Here is a 21361-nt window from a genome sequence, read left to right on the forward strand (position 1 = left end):
TATGCAACAATACCCTATCGATCAATTTTGAAACCTGGTTTGGCATAATTCTCAGGAATATTAGAAGGAGGTACCGTCAGAGAATTTCCATCTCTTACAGCGTGATAGTGAGGAGATAAAATCTCAATTCCTGCCTGATGCAGTTCATTTTTAATATTTTCGTGTAATACAGAATAAATCTTAGATGACTTTTCTGGATTTTTTGTGTAAACATTTAATTCATAATGCACATAAAAGTCATCCAAACTTTTAATCAACACAAAGGGTACAGGTTCCGATAATATGCTATCTGTACTCTTTGCTCCTTTTTTAAGAGCTTCAATTACATCATCACTTGGTACATCATATCCTATGGTTACCGAAGTATGTAAAATAACACCCACATCTTCTGATGCATTTTTTGTGAAATTGATAATATGATTTCCTAGAATGGAAGAATTAGGAATGGTAACATCTAAATTCTTAATTGTTCTAATTCTGGTTACCAATAAACTTCTTTCCGTGACATCGCCGATAGTATTACCAATCTCCACCCTATCTCCTACTTTGAAAGGCCTCATATAGGTAATGACAACACCGGCAACAATATTAGAGATAGCTGATGTAGATCCTAAAGAAAATAATATTCCAAAGAAAATAGATAACCCCTTAAAAGCTGGAGAATCCGAACCAGGGATATAAGGAAAAACAATAATCAATGCAAAAGCTATAATAAAAACACGTAATAGATTAAATGTAGGTCTCGCCCAATCCGCATGAAAACCATCTAATCTAACTGCTTCCTTCTCTAATTCTGTAGTAACATATTTTAAGAATCTTATTAGATATTTAGTAACTAAAAAAATTACAATTATAAAAAAGAGATTGGGTATAAATCCAATTAAACCTTCATATAAAAATATCAATGGTTTCTTTATATATCCAAGTACTACATCTGCATATTCTTTAGTTTGCGGCACCAAACTAAATAAGAAAGGGAGATAGAAAACGAAAAAGATTAAAACAACAGTAATCTTAAGTAGTCTAAGAATAAAAGTTAATATATGCCTTTCTCTCCTAGGTGTAATGAATCTAAAAAACTGAGAGAATTTTGTTCTTCCGAAGAAAATATTGTTTTCTAATTTACTTATTTTGCTCTGTAACCATTTGAAAAACTTTTTATTCAGAAATAGAAAAAGTATAACGCCCAACAGCGCAATTGCAAAATAAATGTATTGTACTACCACAGTTAGATATTTTAACCTTTAAATTAGGAAAATATCTCAGGAACTGAAAGAAATAGGTTATTAAAAAAAGGGAATATTACGATCAAATACACAAAACCACCGACAATAACATTATTTGTCGGCATTCTTAAAGTACTTCTGCTCCAGTTCCGCTTGAAATTCTTCCATCACTGGTTTAACCGTACTATCAGGAAGATCTGCAATTCTGATATACATTAAACCATCTACAGCATTATTAAAAAGAGGATCCACATTAAATGCTACTACTTTAGCATTCTGCTTGATATATTTCTTTATTAGAACTGGTATACGAAGGCTTCCAGGTTCTATTTCATCAATAATTTTATCAAACTTATTCAGATCACTCCTACTTTCATCAAAAACAAAATCTTTATCAGCGTCTTTTAGTTTTACCTTAAACTCTTTCTTCGGTCGTACATACTGAGCAACATACGGATCATAATAATGAGATTTCATAAATTCTATCATCAACGATTTAGAGAAGCTACTAAACTTATTACTGATACTTACGCCGCCTATTAGATATTTGTGCTCAGGAAATCTAAGGGTACAATGAACAATTCCTTTCCAAAGTAAAAACAATGGCATTGGTCTTTGCTGATATTCTTTGATAATAAAAGCCCTTCCCATTTCTATAGATTGGCTCATCATTTTATGCAGTTCTGGCTCAAATCTAAAAAGATCTTGCAGGTAAAATCCATCTATCCCATATTTAGAATAAATCTCTGTACCCATTCCCATTCTATAGGCACCAGCTAATTTTTTGGCACTTTTATCCCATAAAAACATGTGGTGATAGTAATCATCAAATGGATCTAAATCTATAGACTGATTTGTTCCTTCACCTATTTCTCTAAAAGTAATTTCCCGTAATCTTCCTATTTCATGCACTACGTTTGGAATACATTCCGTTTTTGCCAGGAAAACCTCATAATTTTTGCTCGCAAGTAAACGCTTATCATTTTCTCTACAATACTCCAATTCCAATTCTATGGCACTGATACTACCTTCTAAAGCGATTTGCTTAGGAGATTTAGGAAGTTTAAGATTTTGTGGAATAGATTCCCTTAATGTTTTCTTCTCATAAGGATTTGCCAACATGTACGTCTTTTTACGTAAAAATGTGGTAAAATCTTCAATATTAGCATACTCCTCCTGATCTTTTACAGAAACAGGATTCCCAATTCTAACCTTAATTACCTTATTCTCTTGTGAGAATAGTTCACTAGGTAATTTAGCAGTTCTAAGGGTATCGTTCATTGACGCTAATTGATAAAACAATCGGCTATTTCTGGCATGAAAATAAATCGGAATTACAGGTACTTTTGCCTTTTTCACCAATCGCATAGCTCCTGGCTCCCAAGGTCTATCTACATACTGCTTACCTTCTTTAATAGTAGAAACTTCTCCAGCAGGAAAAATCCCCAAAGGTTTTCCTTCTTTAAGATGCCTAATAGCATCTTTAATTCCTTTAAGGCTTGATTTTGCTTCTTTCCTTCCTTCAAAAGGATTTACAGGCATGATATACTGCTTTAAAGGAACAAAATTATGAAGTAAAAAATTCGCTATAATTTTATAATCCGAACGGTGTTCTAACATTAATTTTAGCAATAAAACTCCGTCCAACCCACCAAGCGGATGATTAGAAAGGGTAATAAATGCACCGCTTTTGGGTAACCTTTTTAAATCTTCTGGAGGAATTTCAAAAGTAACACCGTACATCTCCAATACCGTGTTTACAAAATCCTCGCCCCCCAAATGACTTATTCGGTCATATTGACGATTAATTTTTGATAACCTTGTGATTTTTAAAATCATCCAGCCAACAAAAGTGCCAATAAAACCAAGTTTATCTAATTTGAGCCCTTTGGCTACTTCTTTTGAGGTGACTACCGCCATTAAATAAGTTTTGTGCTAACTACAAATATAACAAAATCATTGAATAGAGTATCTTATTGTTTTGCAACCATTTGATAGGTTTCTTTTGTACTCTGTTTTAGTAAAATATCCTTGTTTTCTTCTAAAAACTCAATTGCATTGCTTGTAAAATGTCTAATCGTGAATAACGAAACATGCTTTTCATAGATTACGCGAAATTTTGCTTTTAAGTGAATTAACAGCTCGTCAAAATTATGAAATTTATCATCTAAACAAACAGAAAAACTTATAGCAGAGTTTTGAATAAGATCTACTTTTAGATGGTATTGATGGAAGAGACTGAATATTTCGCTGATATTTTCTTCTACAATGAAAGAAAAATCCAAAGACGAAAGTGATAACAATATCTGATCTTTTTTAACAATAAAACAAGGCATATATGGGACTAAACTCTGTCCTTTTCTTACAGATGTTCCTTCATTTTCCGGATTAAGAAATGATTTTACGAATAAAGGTATTTCTTTTCTTTGTAGAGGTTGTAATGTTTTAGGATGAATTACAGACGCTCCATAAAAAGCTAATTCAATTGCTTCTTCGTAAGAAATTTGTGAAAGTAATTCTGTGTTCTGAAAAACTCTTGGGTCTCCATTTAAAACACCAGGAACATCTTTCCATATAGTAACATTGGCGGCATTGGTACAATAGGCAAAAATCCCCGCAGTATAATCACTACCTTCCCTTCCTAGAGTGGTCGTAAAGTTATTACTATCGGAACCAATAAAACCCTGAGTAATTGTTAACCCTGTTTTAGCAACTTTATCATTAATACATTGTTGAGTTAGCTTCCAATCTACAGTAGCATCTCTGTAATCATCATTCGTTTTTATTACATCACGAGCATCCAACAATGTATTCGTATATCCTTTTTCAGACAAATACTCACTAACAATAGTTGTAGAAATTAATTCTCCATAACTCACCGTCTGATCATAAACATAATCATATTGTACGGATTTATTTCTTCTCAACATAGTTTCCATATCAGAAATCAAGGAGGTAACTTTTTCAAAAACTGGATGTTGTGCATTCGGAAAAAGGTCTTTTAAAATCCCATGATGATATGTTCTAATAAACTCTAGAGAATTATTAAATTCAGGATTTTTGTTTAGATAATTCGCAACTACTGTTTCTAGTGCATTTGTCATCTTACCCATAGCAGATATAATAATAATTGTATCCGCATGCCCAACTTTTTGTAATACCTTGATTACATTTTGAACTCCTTCGGCATCTTTTACCGATGCTCCTCCAAACTTAAAAACTTTCATTGATTTATCTAATTTCCTGATATGCGATACTACAATTCAGCTTAATTCTTAGACACAAATGCTTGTAACCCTTGTTCATCCATTTGTACTACCTGCCAACCTTCTAAAATCTTAGCACCACTTTTTAGATAAAAATTTACTGCTGGTGTATTCCAATCCAAAACATTCCATTCTACACGTTTTACACCTTTTTCTGTTCCATATTGCATCACTCTTTTATAAAGAGCCATTCCAATACCTGAACCTCTCATAGATTCTCTCACAATCAAATCTTCTAAATGAACCGTTCTTCCTTTCCAAGTAGAAAATCTAAAATAAACTAATGCCAAACCTACGATTTCACCTACTGATGTCTCAGCGACAAAGCAATGAAACAATGGTTTATTTCCAAACCCTTCTTTTACTAAATCATCTACAGTAACTTCTACAGCATCGGGTTCTTTTTCAAAAACGGCTAATTCTTTGATTAATTGAAGTGCTTGTGGCATATCTCCTGCCACTCCTTCTCGTATAATATAGTCCATAGGTCAAAAGTTTATCAAAACTATAAAATATGTGTTAGAATCTAGATAATTTTATAATCTTATATAGAACTAATTTTAGTTTTTACAAAACTCACTTAAGTTTGACAAATTAGCCTTACGAAAACGTTTTAGTTGTCTAAAAAATAATATTTTTGCACAAATCCAACACAACCTAACATGACAAGAAAAAACCAAACCTTAGGAGAATTTATTATAGAAAACCAAAAAGATTTTCCATATGCAAGTGGTGAACTTTCACGACTGATCAATTCCATTCGCCTTGCTGCAAAAATGGTAAATCACGAAGTAAACAAGGCAGGTTTAGTAGACATAACTGGAGCTGTTGGAGAAACAAATATACAAGGTGAAGATCAACAAAAATTAGATGTACTTGCTAATGAAACGTTCATCAATACCTTAACCAATAGAGAAATTGTTTGTGGTATTGCCTCTGAGGAAAATGATAATTTCATTACCATTAAAGGTCAAAAAAGCGATCATAGGAATAATTATGTAGTTTTAATGGATCCTTTAGATGGCAGCTCTAATATCGATGTTAATGTCTCAGTAGGAACTATCTTTTCTATTTATCGCAGAATTACTCCAACAGGAACACCCGTAACCATTGAAGATTTTTTACAACCTGGAAATTTGCAGGTAGCAGCAGGATACATTATTTACGGAACCTCCACAATGTTGGTATACACAACCGGAAATGGAGTAAATGGTTTTACATTAAACCCAGCTCTGGGAACCTATTATCTTTCGCATCCTAATATGACATTCCCCGAGGATGGTAGAATTTATTCTGTAAATGAAGGAAACTATATTCATTTCCCTCAAGGAATTAAAGATTACATAAAATACTGCCAAGAAGAAAAAGATGATCGTCCTTATACATCCAGATATATTGGATCATTAGTAAGCGATATTCATAGAAATATGATAAAAGGTGGGATTTATATGTATCCTAGTACTTCCAAATCTCCTAATGGAAAACTACGATTGTTATATGAATGTAATCCTATGGCATTTTTAGCAGAACAAGCTGGTGGATTTGCTAGTGATGGTTTTAGAAGAATACTAGAAATTAAACCTACCGAATTACACGAAAGAACACCGTTTATCTGCGGAAGCAAAAACATGGTCAAGAAAGTAGAATCTTTTATGCAAAAGGAGAGTGCGAAATAATATATTCTTCCGATCCTACATAGTAATAATAATACAATGATCTGTATTTAAATTGGATACTGCTTTTTTTTTAGTATTCTTGCATAATAAATATATCTGTCTGTAGGCCTACCCCTCACTCTTCCCTTTGACTATAGATTAGATGGATTATATTTTTAATGGAGTTGAAAGGAAATAATGATTAACATTATTACTCCTTAACTGTATTTTTTAATGTTTTTATATTAAATTTACTTTTAGCTCATAGAATAAACATAAATTGACCGATAATGGCTAAAGAAACTAAAGCTGTCCAGGAACAGGTTGCTAACGATCCTTCTTCAAAGATAGAAGCAATAAAAAATTTAATTTTTGGAGAAAATATTGCGGCTTATAACTCTGAATTTGACGCCGTAAAAAAAGACATTTCTTCTAAAAAGAAAGAACTAGAGGATTTTATTGAGGATACAAGAAAAGAGCTACATCAAGCGATTGATAATTTAAGTACTGATATCAATATTAGAATCACTGAATTAGAAGATAATTTAGCAGACAAAGTTTCAATGTTAGATGATAAAAAAGTCGACAGAAAAACGTTAGGTGATCTTTTGATTGCCATGGGTGAGAAAATTAATAAGTAATCTGCCTATCCAAGATTATGGAAGAGCAGGACAAATTTAAAATTCTTAAAGAACTTCTTCTTACAGATGAGAAGGAGTATGCAGATTCCATTGCTAAAAAAGTTGAAGAGCTTAGTAAAATAGTTTATCAGAAGCAAGAGCTTTCTGAGAAAGTAGATCCTATTATTGATGACAAATTAGAAGAATTTGTTGAAGAAATTCCTAAAACACTAGGCCCAACGATTACACAAACGCTAAAAGAAGAAATTAAGAATTCTCAGGATGCCGTTGTAGAAGCTTTATTTCCAATTATTGGAAAGATGATTAAGCGCTACATCGCTCATGAAATGAAACTCTTAAGCGACAATATTAACAAAAAAACCAAACAAGCTTTCTCTTTTAAAAATTGGTTTAAAAGAACCAAAGCAAAAGCACAAGGTATTAGTGACGGTGATTTGGCAATTTCAGATTACGCCAAACCCAGATTAATCCAAATGTTTGTCGTTGAAAAAGATTCAGGATTACTTATTGCTGATTATAGTCCTCTTTCTGATGGTACAATTGATAAAGATATGGTGGCTGGTATGCTTACCGCAATAAAGGGGTTTGTTGAGGATGCTTTTCAGGGCGGTAATCAAAATTTAGAAACTATAGAATACGAACTATATACTATACATATACAGAATTTTTATTCTTATTATATAGCAGCTGTTATTTCTGGTGCCTACAACATCATGTTTAAAGAAGTATTGGAAGATCAAATTATTGAATTTGCTAAGAATCATATTTCCAGAAGGGATCTAGAAAATAATGAGCTTTTTACAAATAAATTAAAAAAACATTTTGAAGATGACATTGTCTAAAAAAGTAGTGCTTTTAGGACACTTTGGAGTTGGGAAAACATCATTATTTAGACGTTTTGTTGACAACGAATTTTCTGAAGATTATAAAGTAACATTAGGAGTTCAGATAAAAAAGAAAGTTGTTGAAATGCCAGATGGCAGAGAACTTTCTATGATCATTTGGGATACCGAAGGTCATACCGATATAGAAGACACGCGAAAATCGTATCTTCTTGGCTCTAACGCTTTTATTTACGTATTTGACCTTACAAGAATAGACACCTATAAAGATCTTACCAAAGATTTAGAATACCTCGCCAAAAATCACCCAAAAGTGATTATCAAAACAATTGGTAATAAGTTAGATTTAGTAAGTGAAAAAGAAATCCAAAAGAAATTTGATGAGCTAAACATTACTGTAGATTGTTTAACGAGTGCTAAAACAAACAAAAATGTTCAGAATTTCTTTACTGATCTTTCTATCGAAATAACATCATAGCCCTATGACTTACCAAGAAGAAAAGTTGTTTTTTGATCAACAAATGCAATGCACAATTACAGGCCATGATGGTGTGATTAAGGAAACCGATGCAAATATTTTTAGCTGGAAAGTCAGTACTTCTATTTATGATGCACATCCTTTTTTTGAGATCATAAAAGGATTCTTAGAAATATTTGAAAAAGAAGAAACCACCTATAATTTTCCTTGCATTCACTTAGAAGAAGGAAAACTAGAAAAGATATGCGATGTAACTATCAAAATCAATACAAAAGAAGTAGTTATTCTCTTATTCGATTATTCGTCTAAGTATCATGAACTAAATAAAATAGCGCAACAAAAAAATGAATCTGTTCTTAGAGCTAAAGAATTAGAGCTCAAAAATAAATTTCTTATTGATAAAGAGAAGTTTAAAAACAGTTTTATTGCTAATATCAATCATGAAATCAGAACTCCTTTAACCAGTATTTTGGGATTTATAGAGGTATTGCAAAAGACCAACTTAAATTTTGAACAAGAAGAATTAGCTAGAATTATTAAAAGACAAAGCCTACATCTTAACTCTTTAATAGAGGATATGGTAGATATTTCTAAAATAGAATCTGGTAAAATAAAAATTGTAGAAGAGCGCTTTTTGTTTGTAAATCTCATGGAAGGTTTCCAAGAAACCTATTCGAAATTAGCTGAAGATAGAGGATTAGCATTTGAAACGTATATTGATCCTAATATTCAGGAGTATTTAATTGGAGATCGAACCAGAGTATTCCAAATTATTAATAATGTGCTCAATAACGCCTTCAAATTTACTGAAGAAGGTAAAGTAAGTCTTTCTGTGACTAAAAACTTTCAACGAACCAATAAGTTAAGTGTTAGTTTCAAAATTGAAGATACCGGATTAGGAATACATGAAGAAGACCTCGAAAATATCTTTGATAGATTTACCCGTTTTAATAGAGACAAACAGATTTCGGGAACAGGATTAGGACTAGCCATTGTAAAAGATTTGGTAGACCTCCTGAATGGTGAAATTAAAGTAACTAGCGAACCGGATAAAGGGACTACTTTTGATATTAAACTACCATTTAAGTTTGAAATTTCGAAAGCTAAGCCAGAAAAGAAAAAGAAAAAATATAGTTTACCCGAATCAAAAAAGAAATTCAGAATTTTAGTTGTGGAAGACGAAGAGTCTACGCAATTCTTAATTATGAAAATACTTATTAGTCACGGTAGTTTCTTTGTAGATGTTGCTATGAATGGAGAACAGGCCATTAGCTATATGGAACGAAGAAATTACGACTTAGTTCTTATGGATCTAGAATTATCTAAAATAGATGGCTATAAAGCAACTCATATGATACGCAAAAATTATGGAGATAAAGCCATAGCGGAGGTGCCAATTATTGGTTTTACTGCCAGAGCTACCGAAGCAGAACGAGATAAATGCCTGAGATCTGGAATGGATGATTTTATCGCCAAACCTTTTGAGCAAGAAGATTTACTATATAAAATAGTTAAACAAATAGCTAAAAAAGCCGCTTCATAGAAGCGGCTTTTGTCATTTTTGGTTGGATGTATTTTCTTTGTAAATAAAGAAAATTATCTGTTCATATTTTTAATCTCTTCGGCAAAAGTATCTCCATCCACATCTTGATCTACTAATGTTAAGGCTTTATCCACAACATACTTTGCATTATCAGATTTAAAACCTAATCCGATACATAATTTTTCTAATAAAACTACCTGATCATCTCCTTTGATGTTATCTGCATATACCATTCTCGCTAAATCAAATAACCTTTCTAATCTTGCATCATAACTAGTCGGAGGATTGATAGGATGCGAAGCATAGTTCTTAGAAATTTCTTTATAATCATTTTCAGAAATATCAAGATTACGAGCCAATCTGTCTAAGAACGCTCTCTCTTCGTCTGTTATAACTCCATCACTCATGGCTACTCTTACGATAGCAGCAAAATGATCTTGATTTCGCTTTTGAAATCCACTATCAAATAAATCAGATATTGACATTATGTATTTTGTTTATTTTGCCGCAAATATAACCAAACTTAATTCCTTTTAAAATATATATGTATCCTTTTTTAAGGATCAAAAAATATTTAGTTCACTGAACATGTGGAGCTTTAGCACAATGGTTCAACTATGATTCTAGTTGAAGTGTATTGGATTCCTCATTAAATTCAATATTTTTGAACCATGCAAACTCATCATATCAAAAAACAGAAGATCATCCTTATGATCTTTGTATTTATCATTACTACTATAGGATACACTCAAAAAATTGCGATTCCTGATTCTTTACAAACTAAAACAGTTGACGAATTGGAAAGCCTTGTATTAAAAAATGCAAAAAACTCTACTAAAGCATCATTTTATGCAGAAATGCTATTACTCAAGGCTAAAAAAGAGAAAGATACATTAGGCTTAGCGAAAGGATATTTTCAAGTATCATTCAATTATTCAAAACCTTTAAAAAGTATAGCTTATCTAGATAGTTCAATAGCTGTGAGTGGTTCTATAAATCACAACAAATACCCTATTTTGGCATATTTGAACAGAGCACTATCTTATGAACAATTAAAAAATTATGATAAAGTACTGGATAATAATATGACCGCCTTAGAATTAGCTGAAAAAACAAATAATATTTATTTAAATGATATAAAACATAATATAGCAAGACTCAAAGATTATATTGGAGAATACGAAGAATCAAATGAAATATACAAACAGATTAAAAATCATGAAGACTCAATTAGCAGAAAAGGGGATGGTCCGTTAAATACGGTATTTCTATTAGCAAGATCCTACAGAAAGCTTAATAAACTTGATTCAGCTTCAATTTATAACAAAGAAGGAATCCGAAGAGCCTTGAAAGACAGCTTTAACATTTATTATAGTTTTGTATTGCATGAAGGAATAACTCTTTATCAAAAAAAAGAATACACATCAGCTTTAGATAGTATTAACAAAGCACTATCTCATATTAAAAAAAATAAGCGTTGGAGAGACATTAAAAATACTTTAGATGGATTTTTGCATTTGAGCAAAACCTACAATAAATTGGATAGCACAAGTATGTTTCTAAAATCTTTACAAGAAATTGACCAAATTTATGACAAAACTCAATACACATCTGATGAAGTGAGAGAAGCATATGAATTACTCGTTAACTATTATAAATCTAAGAATGATAAAAATAAACAATTATTCTTTCTAAATAAGTTATTAAAGATTGATAGCACTTTGCATATTAATTATAAAAATCTAAACAGAAAAATAGTATTCAAATATGATACTCCCAAACTATTAAGTGAAAAAGAAAAGTTAATTTCTCTTTTAGAAACTAAACAAAAAAAAAGTTCCAATAAATTTTTAATGATGGTATTATTAACCTGTGTTCTTATTGTTACTTTTGGCTATGTCTATTATAAAAACTATCAATATAAAAAACGTTTCAGAGCATTGATGTCGCTTGAAAAAGAAAAAACCGATTATACTAAAACTAATTCATCAAATAATTTATCTTCAAATGTATTATCTGACATACCAGAAGAAATAGTGAATAATATTTTAAAACAATTAAATCAGTTCGAAGAAAAAAATGAATTTCTATCTCCAAATTTGACAGTAAATATTTTAGCAAAAAAATTAAAAACCAATTCAAAATATTTATCAAAAGTCTTAAATACTAAAAAACAAAAAAGATTTAATGTTTACATAAACGAGTTAAGAGTAAATTATGCAATTGATCAACTTAAAATAAATCCAAAATTTAGATTGTATAGTATTAAAGGGATTGCTCATGAATTAGGGTATAATAATGATCGAGCTTTTTCGAAAGCCTTTTATCAAAAAACCGGAGTGCATCCGTCATATTTTATTAAAAAACTTGAAAAGGAAAAACTCTAGCTAAATAACTTCATAATGAACTCTAGTTCATATTAATTCCTTGAACAAAGGATCGTTAGAAATACTATCTATTAGTTTTTTTTTTGTTTCGCATTTAATTTTCCTCAAATAACTCTCTGTAGTCCCATAATTTAACGCTATTTCTTGATAACCTTTCCCTTCAAAAATTTCTTTCAATACTTGTTTTACAAAATCTGGCAATATGTTAAAATAAGTCCAAAATAAATTTTCTCGATCAATTTGCAATATTCTGTTATCAACAGTATCGTTTTCATCACTAAACTCCTCTGTTAGTATCTTTTTGACATCCCATTTTTTGTTTTTCCTATAATAATTCAACCATAATTTTTTACAAATTCCTAAAAAAAAAGAACCAACATTAGAATGAATTAATATCTGATCAGAACGTAATTTTAGATACAAAATCAATAAAGCTTCCTGAAAAATATCTTCAGCATCTTCTGCTCCCCCTCCTCTTCTTAAAATATAATTTTTAACCCAAGGAAAATACTTCAAATAAAACGATTTTAGGACCTTTTCATCACCTGATTTTATTCCATTAATTAACGAGGTTTCCTCATCATTTTTCATATTTTTTTTATTTAAAGATTAATCATTTACTGATCCGGCAATATTTGTCATTTAAAAACTAAAAAACAACAAATAGAACGACCTATTCACGGAATTGAACTTAATAAAACAAATGTAAAACCCTTAAAAACAAATATTTAAAACGTTTTATGAAGTGAGCGCTATTTTTTTATCCTCACTATAGAAATAAACAAAAAAGCTTAAAATAAGAGAAACTTTTGTTGTTTTATGCAAAACTTCAAGTAAAAGAAAGAACAACAAATTCTAATAATTCATCAAACATATTTGTAACTCCTATACTGGATGATTTATACAAAAAACTATACTCGAAATACTAAAAAAAGATAAATGCTATCTTAAACAAACTCTTTGTATTAAAAATTTTAGTATTTCTAATACATCCAAATTTTAAATATATAGCCAAAATTTTGCTTGTAATTATTAATAAATGAAAAAGAATTTAGAGTGGTAGAAATATTTTTTTACTTTTAAATAAAAAATGATGAAGAAAAAACTGAATAAGCTTGATTTAAATAAAACCAAAATAACAAAATTAAACTCTCAACATTCTTTGATCATAAAAGGTGGATCGGATAACATTTGTAGATCTATTGGAAGGTTTTGCGTAACTAGCAGAGAATGTGAAAATGATTAACAAATTATTCAAGCTTAATGTAAAGTTTGATACCTTAAAAAATATTAGGACAAAACGCGTTCTAATTTTATTTCTATTTATCAACTAACAACACTTCCCCAAGCCTTGAATTATAGTTATCAATTGTTATTTGTTTCAATTACAAAACACTTCAAACAATATATTTTTAATTTATATATTAGAAGTGATCTATATTAACTCATTTTTTCGTTAAATAATCTAAAACAGTAGTGGCATATATTTATGGAGATTTTACTACAATTTTGGAAAACGCTCAATAACAATACTTTAAACCTTCCATTGCTGAAATTGCATATCATAAATCCATTTTAAAACATTAAAAATCAAAAAATTGAGATATTTTTTGAAATAAACAAAAAGTGTAAAAAAAGGGAAATATATATTTACTATTCCACAAAATCAGACTCAAAAAAGAGCATCAACAACTCCTAATATTTCACTAAACACTTTTTTGTAAAACCAGTATTCCGTAATTTCCAAAAAACAATAAGAATATAGTTACAACTCCTTATGCCATCTAGACCACTTTTAGAATTTACAGAAAAGGGAATCTATTGTGCTGTTGCAAAAGTATACTTGGATCCTTGGAAACCTGTAGATAAAGCAATCATTACTCATGGTCATGCAGATCACAGCAGATGGGGACACAAACAATATATAACACACCATACGAATATCCCTATTATCAAACATCGCTTAGGAGATATAAATGTTACTGGAAAAGCATATGGAGAGACGTTCTCTATCAATAATGTTACGTTTAGCTTTCATCCTGCAGGTCATATCATTGGCAGCTCACAAATCAGAGTGGAACATAAAGGTGAAATTTGGGTCTTTACAGGAGACTATAAAGTAGAAAATGATGGAATCTCGATTCCTTTCGAACCTATTAAATGCCATACTTTTATCACAGAATGTACTTTTGGATTACCTGCGTTTAAATGGGCTTCTCAAAAAGATGTTTTTAACGATATTAATAATTGGTGGGCAGAAAATAAATCCGAAGGTAAAACATCCATTCTTTTTGGATATTCTCTGGGAAAAGCACAACGACTCTTAAAATATTTAAATCCAGAAATTGGTAAAATTTATACCCATGGAGCCATAGAAAATATGACAAATGTTATTCGACCTATGGTTTCCTTTCCAGAGACAACCTTGGTAACAAGAGAAACCAAAAAAGAAGATTTTATCGGTAATATTGTTATCGCTCCACCTAGCGCTCATGGTAGTACCTGGATCAGAAAAATGGTTCCTTATGTTACTGCATCTGCAAGCGGATGGATGACCTTTAGAGGAGCACGACGACGTAGAGCAATAGACAAAGGTTTTGTACTTTCTGATCACTGCGATTGGGATGGATTACTAACAGCTATCAAAGAAACAGGAGCAACCAAAATTATTACCACACACGGATACACTGAGATATTTTCAAAGTATCTAAGAGAATTAGGGTATGATGCCCGAACAGAGAAAACACAGTACGAAGGTGAACTTGCCGAAATAGATACTAAAAAAGAAAGTGAGGTTGTCGAGTGAAACTATTTGCGAACCTCATCAAAACTTTAGACAGTACCAATAAAACAAACATAAAAGTGCATGCGCTAGCCACCTATTTTGAGCAAGCACCAGAAAAAGACAAAGTATGGACGATCGCCATTCTCTCGCATCGGCGACCTCCTAGGCCTGTAAATACTACCTTATTAAGAACATGGGCTTCAGAATTAGCTAATATTCCTCTTTGGTTGTTCGAAGAATCTTATCACATTGTAGGGGATCTTGCCGAAACCATTGCTTTGGTAATTCCATCTTCCACAAAAAGCACTACAAAAACGCTGACCCAATTTCTTGAAGAAATGATTACTCTTAAAAAGAAAACCGAGCAAGAAAAAAAGACATACCTTCATGAAAACTGGAAGGTTTTAAATTACTATGAACGTTTTGTATTTACCAAACTAATTACTGGTGGTTTTCGAATTGGAGTTAGTCAAAAATTAATGACAAGAGCTTTATCAAAAGCTACACAAATTGATGAAGATATTTTAGCATATAAGCTGATGGGAAATTGGGATCCAAATACTATTTCCTTTCAGGATTTAGTCTTAGAAGAAAAGGAATCTGACTTTCTTTCTAAACCTTATCCCTTCTATTTAGCGTATGCTGTAGAAAATGAAGTTTCTGATTTAGGAGATGTCTCAGAATGGTATGCAGAACATAAATGGGATGGAATTAGAGCACAAATTATTATTCGAAATAGAGAAATCTTTGTTTGGAGTCGTGGCGAAGAATTGGTTACTGACAAATACCCTGAATTTCAACACTTATTAGATTTTATTCCTGATGGAACCGTTCTGGATGGTGAAATTTTACCATTTCCTAACGGAGAAATTGGAACTTTTAATGATCTGCAAACCAGAATCGGTAGAAAAACCATTTCTAAAAATTTACTACAAAAAACGCCTGTGATATTAAAAGCATATGATCTCTTAGAATGGAAAGGAAAAGATATTCGAAACCTTCCTTTTTCTAAAAGAAGAGAATTATTAGAATCTTTATACGATGATATTTTAAGTACACAAACACCCGAAGAACATAAAATCCCTTTACATCTATCAGAAAAAATGACTTTTTCTTCTTGGTCAGCACTAGCAAAAGAACGTGATAGATCTAGATTAGTAAGATCCGAAGGGTTAATGTTAAAAAGAAAAGATTCTCCTTATTTGGTAGGGCGTAAAAAAGGAGATTGGTGGAAATGGAAAGTAGATCCTTTAACGATAGATGCCGTACTTACCTATGCCATGAGAGGTCATGGGAGACGATCTAATTTATTTACGGATTACACATTTGGATTATGGAATGATGACAAAACGGAACTCGTAACATTTGCAAAAGCATACTCTGGATTAACCGATGCAGAATTTCGAGAAGTTGATAAATTTATAAAAGCAAATACACTAGAGCGCTTTGGACCCGTAAGAAGTGTAACTCCAGAATTAGTTTTCGAAATAGCTTTCGAAGGAATTGCTCTGTCTAAAAGACATAAAAGTGGTGTTGCTACCCGTTTTCCTCGTATTTTACGATGGAGACAAGACAAAAAAATTGAAGAAGCCAATTCTTTAGAAGATTTGAAATTGCTCATAAAATGATATATTAAGACTCCATTTTCCCTTTAAGATTAAGGTGATTCAGCAACGATGAATCGGATCGAGAATATAGGTTTAATTATGATGAAAAAAATACACAACAAACCAGAGCTTAGAAATAATAGAAAACAACTTCGTAAAAACTTAACTTCAGCGGAGGCATTTCTATGGAAACATCTTCAAAAAAGAAAATTTGAAGGAAAAAAATTTCGGAGACAACATAGTATAAATAATTATATAGTGGATTTCTATTGTGCTGAGGAGAAATTAATTGTTGAATTAGATGGCGAAGTCCATAACAATCCCGCAGCAGAAGATAAAGATACAAAAAGGGACAAAGATCTGAGTGAATTGGGTTTTTCAGTAATCCGTTTTGAAAACAAAATGGTGTTTGATTATCTACCGTCTGTTTTACAAGAAATAAAAGATAATTTTAAAAAAGAATAAAAAGTTCCTTTTCCCTTTGAAGGGAAAGGTGATTCAGCAATGCTGAATCGGATAGGGTAGCGTTCACCCCTTCCGCCCTGTCAAGACAGGACACCTTCCCCTATCAGGGTAAGGAATAATAAATACAAAATGACACAAAAGGAACTCTTTCATATAGCAGAATCCTGGTTTCAACAACAGCAATGGAAATCTTTTCCTTTTCAGAAACAAAGTTGGAAAGCATTTTTACAGGGTAAAAACGGATTGTTAAACGCTCCGACAGGTAGTGGAAAAACTTATGCGTTGTGGGTACCGATTGTTCTCAATTACATCAAACAAAACCCTGATTATAAAAACAAACATAAAAAAGGTTTAAAAGCCATATGGATTACTCCATTAAGAGCTTTATCACAAGAAATCAAGCAAGCCACGGAACGATTTGCAGAAGACTTAGGCACACAACTCACCGTAGGAATTCGCACCGGTGATACTTCTCAAAAAGAAAGAGCTGCCCAAAAAAGATCCATGCCGGATTTACTAATTACTACTCCAGAAAGTCTTCAACTATTAATTGCTTCCAAAGGATATGATAAAACTTTTAAAAACTGCACCGCCATTGTTATCGATGAATGGCATGAACTCTTAGGGACCAAACGTGGTGTGCAAATTGAATTAGCTTTATCTCGACTTAAAACTATTGCGAAAGATCTTCGTATTTGGGGAATTTCAGCTACTATTGGAAACCTGGAACAAGCGAGAGAAGTATTATTAGGTCATCAATCAGAAGCATTAGAGAATTCGATTCTCATAAAAGCAAATATCAAAAAGAAAATTAAAGTTCAGAGTATTATTCCTAAAGAAATGGAAACCTTTCCTTGGAGAGGCCATTTAGGGATTCACTTATTGGATGAGGTAGTGCCCATTATTAAAAAGAGTAAAACGACTTTGTTGTTTACCAACACAAGGAGTCAATGCGAAATATGGTTCCAGAAAATTTTACAGAAATATCCCGAGTTTGCGGGAGAAATGGCCATGCATCATGGCAGTATCAATAAAGAAACACGTTTATGGGTAGAACAAGCCATTAGAAATGAATCACTAAAAGCCGTGGTTTGTACTTCTAGTCTGGATTTAGGCGTGGACTTTGCTCCGGTGGAAACCATTATTCAAATAGGTGGACCCAAAGGAGTAGCGCGCTTTTTACAACGTGCTGGTCGTAGTGGTCATCAACCTGGTAAAACCAGTGTGATTTATTTTTTACCAACTCATGCTATAGAACTAGTGGAAGCTTCTGCCTTGCAACAAGCTGTTCAACAACATACAGTAGAAGATCGTATTCCTTATTTGAATAGTTTTGATGTACTCGTGCAATATCTTACCACACTGGCTGTTTCTGATGGTTTCCATCCTGCAACCATTTTCCCAGAAATCAAAAGTACCTTTTGCTATCAAGCAATTTCTGAAGAGGATTGGAAATGGATTCTTAATTTTATTACCATCGGTAGTCAAAGCTTGCAACAATATGATGAGTACAAAAAAGTAGAAATTCTGGAAGATGGATTATTTAAAGTTAATAATCGAGGAATCGCCATGCGTCATCGCCTTCAGATTGGAACTATTGTAAGCGATGCAGTCTTAACTGTGAAGTACCTTAAAGGTGGTTATATCGGTAGTATTGAAGAGTGGTTTATCTCTAAATTGAAACCAGGTGATGTATTTACTTTTGCTGGTAGAAACCTTGAACTTGTTCGGATAAAAGAAATGAAAGTATTGGTTCGAAAATCTTCTAAAAGAACCTCTAAGGTTCCCAGTTGGATGGGAGGAAGATTAACACTTACTTCTCAAATGTCTGAATTGCTTCGTAATGAATTATACAAAGCTACTAATGAAGAAAAAAAGTCTCCAGAATTAATCGCCTTGTCTCACATATTTAAAAAGCAAGAGGAAGAAAGTATCATTCCTGGTCCTGAAGAGTTTTTAATAGAAACCTTTAAAACTAAAGAAGGATATCATGCAATTTTTTATCCTTTTGAAGGAAGATTTGTACATGAAGCCTTAGGAAGTTTATTAGCCTATCGTATTAGCCTCTTATCCCCCATTTCTTTCTCCATAGCTTTTAATGATTATGGTTTTGAGTTATTATCAGATCAGGAAATAGATATGCAGCAAGTGATCGATAATGATCTTTTTACCAAAGAATATATGCATAGCGATCTTCAGAAAAGCTTAAATGCTACAGAAATGGCTAGAAGAAAATTTAGAGACATTGCTGTGATCTCTGGGATGGTATTTACAGGATATCCAGAAAAAATGCTCAAAAACAAGCATCTGCAATCCAGTTCTCAGTTATTATTTAATGTTTTTAGAGACTTTGAATCAGACAACCTTCTATACCAACAGGCTTTTATAGAAACCTTCGAACATCAGTTGGAAGAAGGACGTTTACAAGAAGCATTAGAAAGAATTGAGCAGCAAAAAATCGTTTGGAAATCTTGTAAAAAAGCAACTCCTCTTTCTTTTCCAATTATCACAGATCGACTTCGTGAAAAAATGTCTAGCGAAAAATTAGAAGATCGTATCAAAAAGATGGTAGCTTTGTTGTCTAAGAAATAAGTTTATTAGCATTCCTTTAGAAATTGCAAAAAATACAAATACAACATCAATCTTTTATTTTACACCCTTCTGGAGTTATATTTTGGGAAGAAAGAAATATGCTTTTGATTGCAGATCTTCATCTCGGTAAAGTATCTCATTTTAGAAAACATGGTAGCGCCGTTCCACAGGATGCAATCCAAAAAAACTTTGAGCAACTAGACCATGTTATAAACGTATTTAATCCCAAACATATTTGTTTTCTGGGAGATCTTTTTCATAGTTATTTGAATAAAGAATGGGATGTCTTCGAATCCTGGATTTCTCAAAGATCAACCATAGAATTTGTTCTTATTGTCGGTAACCATGATATTATTTCACCATCTAAATATGAGAAAATTGGTATAAAAGTAGCTTCAGAAATACTGATAGATAATTTCCTCTTAAGTCATCATCCAGAAGAACGCGACGGTTATTATAATTTTTGTGGGCATATTCATCCAGGAGTGCTACTTGGTGGTCTAGGTAAGCAGCGTTTGCGTTTGCCTTGTTTTTATCAAACAAAACATCAATTAATACTTCCTGCTTTTGGAGAGTTTACTGGCACTCATATCTTAGAACCTATAGAAAAAGTTAAAATATATGCTATTACCCAAAAGGAAGTTATTTTAGTGCATCAATAACATTTCATATGCAAAACCAACAACATCTTTTTGACCTTTCTGAAGAAATCACTTATCTCAACGGAGCGTATATGTCTCCACAATTAAAATCGGTAACAGATATTGGTATTTCTGCTGTGCAAAGAAAAGCACAACCTTATGAAATTTTACCTGAAGATTTTTTTAGCCAAAGAGAAGTTTTAAAAAAACGTTTCGCATCGTTAATCAATGCACCAGACCATAATAATACTGCTATCATACCTTCTGTTTCTTATGGAATCGCGAATGCCGCGAATAATGTTCCATTACAAAAAGGAGATGAAATCATTTTAGTAGATGAACAGTTTCCTAGTAATGTCTATATCTGGCAAGAAGTAGCTAAAAAGAATAATACACTTATAAAAGTTGTATATCCTCCAAAAGAATTTAACAGCCGTGGCAAAAAATGGAATCAATCTATTTTAGATGCTATTTCGAAAAACACAGCTGTAATTGCTTTACCACATGTGCATTGGGCAGATGGCACTTTGTTTGATCTCCAAGCGATTAGAGAAAAAACAACCGCTGTAAATGCTATGATGGTCATTGATGGAACGCAAAGTATTGGTGCATTGCCATTTTCTGTAGAAGACATACAACCGGATGCACTAATATGTGGAGGATACAAATGGTTATTAGGTCCTTATTCCATTGGAATGGCATATTACAGTGATGCTTTTAGCAATGGAACACCTATAGAGCACAATTGGATGAACAGACATAATAGTGAAGATTTTTCTGGATTAACAAATTATCAAGATCAGTATAAAGAAAAAGCAGCAAGATATTCCGTTGGAGAATCTAGCAATTTTATATTAACTCCAATGCTTACGAAAGCCATCGAACAGTTGATCCAATGGCAACCTAAAAATATTCAGGAGTATACTAAAAACATTTCAAAAGCAACTATTGATAAACTTAGAACCCTAGATTGTTTTATAGAAGAGGCCGACTATAGAGCACATCACTTATTTGGCATATATCTTCCGGAGCATTTGAGTTTAGAAAAAATAAAAGCTAATCTAAAAAAAGAACAAATTTTTGTTTCCTACAGAGGAAATGCCATACGAGTATCTTGTAATGTGTATAATTCTGAAAAGGATTTTGAAAAATTGTTATCTCAGTTTTCCTTATAAATCAGCTATATTTTTTGGATACAACTATGTAGCTATTATATTTGCTTTAAAATATTTG

Annotated in this window: 19 protein-coding genes; 13 read left to right on the forward strand and 6 right to left on the reverse strand. The window is 32.0% G+C overall.

Annotated elements, in window-relative coordinates:
- Positions 1-14: 14 nt before the first annotated feature.
- The 4 genes from Q1A73_RS08765 to Q1A73_RS08780 form a co-directional block, all read right to left on the reverse strand.
- On the reverse strand, positions 15-1226 hold the full coding sequence (locus Q1A73_RS08765) for a mechanosensitive ion channel family protein (protein WP_299604287.1): 1212 nt from the start codon (positions 1224-1226) through the stop codon (positions 15-17).
- Positions 1227-1337: 111 nt separating this feature from the next.
- Positions 1338-3146: a lysophospholipid acyltransferase family protein gene (locus Q1A73_RS08770; RefSeq protein WP_299604289.1), complete on the reverse strand. Its 1809-nt coding sequence runs from the start codon at positions 3144-3146 to the stop codon at positions 1338-1340.
- Between the two features lie 53 nt (positions 3147-3199).
- Positions 3200-4453: an aspartate kinase gene (locus Q1A73_RS08775; protein WP_299604291.1), complete on the reverse strand. Its 1254-nt coding sequence runs from the start codon at positions 4451-4453 to the stop codon at positions 3200-3202.
- 41 nt (positions 4454-4494) lie between these two features.
- A complete protein-coding gene (locus Q1A73_RS08780; RefSeq protein ID WP_299604293.1) occupies positions 4495-4977 on the reverse strand; it encodes a GNAT family N-acetyltransferase in 483 nt (160 codons plus the stop codon).
- 177 nt (positions 4978-5154) lie between these two features.
- Here Q1A73_RS08780 and fbp point away from each other — a divergent pair, with 177 nt between their 5' ends.
- The 5 genes from fbp to Q1A73_RS08805 all read left to right on the forward strand — a co-directional run bounded on the left by fbp (position 5155) and on the right by Q1A73_RS08805 (position 9651).
- Positions 5155-6168 carry a class 1 fructose-bisphosphatase gene (gene fbp, locus Q1A73_RS08785; protein WP_299604295.1) on the forward strand — a complete coding sequence of 338 codons (1014 nt, stop codon included), beginning with the start codon at positions 5155-5157 and terminating at the stop codon, positions 6166-6168.
- 269 nt (positions 6169-6437) lie between these two features.
- Entirely contained in the window at positions 6438-6788 is a 351-nt protein-coding gene (locus tag Q1A73_RS08790) for a fructose 1,6-bisphosphatase (RefSeq protein ID WP_299604297.1), read from the forward strand.
- Positions 6789-6805: 17 nt separating this feature from the next.
- Positions 6806-7630, forward strand: coding sequence for a cell envelope biogenesis protein OmpA (locus tag Q1A73_RS08795; protein WP_299604298.1), 825 nt, complete (start codon positions 6806-6808; stop codon positions 7628-7630).
- On the forward strand, positions 7617-8108 hold the full coding sequence (locus Q1A73_RS08800; RefSeq protein ID WP_299604300.1) for a Rab family GTPase: 492 nt from the start codon (positions 7617-7619) through the stop codon (positions 8106-8108). Before Q1A73_RS08795 ends, Q1A73_RS08800 begins: the two co-directional genes overlap by 14 nt.
- Before the next feature lie 4 nt (positions 8109-8112).
- A complete protein-coding gene (locus Q1A73_RS08805) occupies positions 8113-9651 on the forward strand; it encodes an ATP-binding protein (protein WP_299604302.1) in 1539 nt (512 codons plus the stop codon).
- 53 nt (positions 9652-9704) lie between these two features.
- Here the strand turns inward: Q1A73_RS08805 and Q1A73_RS08810 are convergent, their stop codons facing one another.
- The gene (locus tag Q1A73_RS08810) at positions 9705-10136 is read right to left on the reverse strand and encodes a TerB family tellurite resistance protein (protein ID WP_299604304.1); all 432 of its coding nucleotides are present in this window, start codon (positions 10134-10136) and stop codon (positions 9705-9707) included.
- Between the two features lie 186 nt (positions 10137-10322).
- Here Q1A73_RS08810 and Q1A73_RS08815 point away from each other — a divergent pair, with 186 nt between their 5' ends.
- Entirely contained in the window at positions 10323-12038 is a 1716-nt protein-coding gene (locus Q1A73_RS08815) for an AraC family transcriptional regulator (protein WP_299604306.1), read from the forward strand.
- Between the two features lie 27 nt (positions 12039-12065).
- Here the strand turns inward: Q1A73_RS08815 and Q1A73_RS08820 are convergent, their stop codons facing one another.
- Positions 12066-12629 carry a sigma-70 family RNA polymerase sigma factor gene (locus Q1A73_RS08820; RefSeq protein WP_299604308.1) on the reverse strand — a complete coding sequence of 188 codons (564 nt, stop codon included), beginning with the start codon at positions 12627-12629 and terminating at the stop codon, positions 12066-12068.
- Between the two features lie 502 nt (positions 12630-13131).
- Here Q1A73_RS08820 and Q1A73_RS24580 point away from each other — a divergent pair.
- From Q1A73_RS24580 to Q1A73_RS08850, 7 genes are all read left to right on the forward strand, one after another.
- A complete protein-coding gene (locus Q1A73_RS24580; RefSeq protein WP_366141442.1) occupies positions 13132-13284 on the forward strand; it encodes a class I lanthipeptide in 153 nt (50 codons plus the stop codon).
- A gap of 531 nt (positions 13285-13815) precedes the next feature.
- On the forward strand, positions 13816-14844 hold the full coding sequence (locus Q1A73_RS08825) for a ligase-associated DNA damage response exonuclease (protein ID WP_299604309.1): 1029 nt from the start codon (positions 13816-13818) through the stop codon (positions 14842-14844).
- Complete coding sequence (locus Q1A73_RS08830; protein WP_299604311.1) at positions 14841-16451, forward strand: ATP-dependent DNA ligase; 1611 nt, start codon at positions 14841-14843, stop codon at positions 16449-16451. The genes Q1A73_RS08825 and Q1A73_RS08830 overlap by 4 nt, the downstream gene beginning before the upstream one ends.
- 78 nt (positions 16452-16529) lie before the next feature.
- Positions 16530-16895, forward strand: coding sequence for an endonuclease domain-containing protein (locus tag Q1A73_RS08835; protein WP_299604313.1), 366 nt, complete (start codon positions 16530-16532; stop codon positions 16893-16895).
- A gap of 129 nt (positions 16896-17024) precedes the next feature.
- Entirely contained in the window at positions 17025-19487 is a 2463-nt protein-coding gene (locus tag Q1A73_RS08840; protein WP_299604315.1) for a ligase-associated DNA damage response DEXH box helicase, read from the forward strand.
- A 23-nt stretch (positions 19488-19510) separates the two neighbouring features.
- The gene (pdeM, locus tag Q1A73_RS08845; protein ID WP_299604317.1) at positions 19511-20149 is read left to right on the forward strand and encodes a ligase-associated DNA damage response endonuclease PdeM; all 639 of its coding nucleotides are present in this window, start codon (positions 19511-19513) and stop codon (positions 20147-20149) included.
- A gap of 8 nt (positions 20150-20157) precedes the next feature.
- Complete coding sequence (locus Q1A73_RS08850; RefSeq protein WP_299604319.1) at positions 20158-21303, forward strand: aminotransferase class V-fold PLP-dependent enzyme; 1146 nt, start codon at positions 20158-20160, stop codon at positions 21301-21303.
- Positions 21304-21361: the final 58 nt, after the last annotated feature.

It is taken from the genome of uncultured Aquimarina sp. (assembly GCF_947492115.1).
Taxonomy (GTDB): Bacteria; Bacteroidota; Bacteroidia; order Flavobacteriales; family Flavobacteriaceae; genus Aquimarina.

Excerpts from the sequence above, each read along its gene's own strand:
- Q1A73_RS08770 (WP_299604289.1), bottom strand. The coding sequence starts at position 3,146 with ATGGCGGTAGTCACCTCAAAAGAAGTAGCCAAAGGGCTCAAATTAGAT.
- Q1A73_RS08775 (WP_299604291.1), bottom strand. The coding sequence starts at position 4,453 with ATGAAAGTTTTTAAGTTTGGAGGAGCATCGGTAAAAGATGCCGAAGGA.
- Q1A73_RS08780 (WP_299604293.1), bottom strand. The coding sequence starts at position 4,977 with ATGGACTATATTATACGAGAAGGAGTGGCAGGAGATATGCCACAAGCA.
- fbp (WP_299604295.1), top strand. The coding sequence starts at position 5,155 with ATGACAAGAAAAAACCAAACCTTAGGAGAATTTATTATAGAAAACCAA.
- Q1A73_RS08790 (WP_299604297.1), top strand. The coding sequence starts at position 6,438 with ATGGCTAAAGAAACTAAAGCTGTCCAGGAACAGGTTGCTAACGATCCT.
- Q1A73_RS08795 (WP_299604298.1), top strand. The coding sequence starts at position 6,806 with ATGGAAGAGCAGGACAAATTTAAAATTCTTAAAGAACTTCTTCTTACA.
- Q1A73_RS08800 (WP_299604300.1), top strand. The coding sequence starts at position 7,617 with ATGACATTGTCTAAAAAAGTAGTGCTTTTAGGACACTTTGGAGTTGGG.
- Q1A73_RS08805 (WP_299604302.1), top strand. The coding sequence starts at position 8,113 with ATGACTTACCAAGAAGAAAAGTTGTTTTTTGATCAACAAATGCAATGC.
- Q1A73_RS08810 (WP_299604304.1), bottom strand. The coding sequence starts at position 10,136 with ATGTCAATATCTGATTTATTTGATAGTGGATTTCAAAAGCGAAATCAA.
- Q1A73_RS08815 (WP_299604306.1), top strand. The coding sequence starts at position 10,323 with ATGCAAACTCATCATATCAAAAAACAGAAGATCATCCTTATGATCTTT.
- Q1A73_RS08820 (WP_299604308.1), bottom strand. The coding sequence starts at position 12,629 with ATGAAAAATGATGAGGAAACCTCGTTAATTAATGGAATAAAATCAGGT.
- Q1A73_RS24580 (WP_366141442.1), top strand. The coding sequence starts at position 13,132 with ATGAAGAAAAAACTGAATAAGCTTGATTTAAATAAAACCAAAATAACA.
- Q1A73_RS08825 (WP_299604309.1), top strand. The coding sequence starts at position 13,816 with ATGCCATCTAGACCACTTTTAGAATTTACAGAAAAGGGAATCTATTGT.
- Q1A73_RS08835 (WP_299604313.1), top strand. The coding sequence starts at position 16,530 with ATGATGAAAAAAATACACAACAAACCAGAGCTTAGAAATAATAGAAAA.
- Q1A73_RS08840 (WP_299604315.1), top strand. The coding sequence starts at position 17,025 with ATGACACAAAAGGAACTCTTTCATATAGCAGAATCCTGGTTTCAACAA.
- Q1A73_RS08850 (WP_299604319.1), top strand. The coding sequence starts at position 20,158 with ATGCAAAACCAACAACATCTTTTTGACCTTTCTGAAGAAATCACTTAT.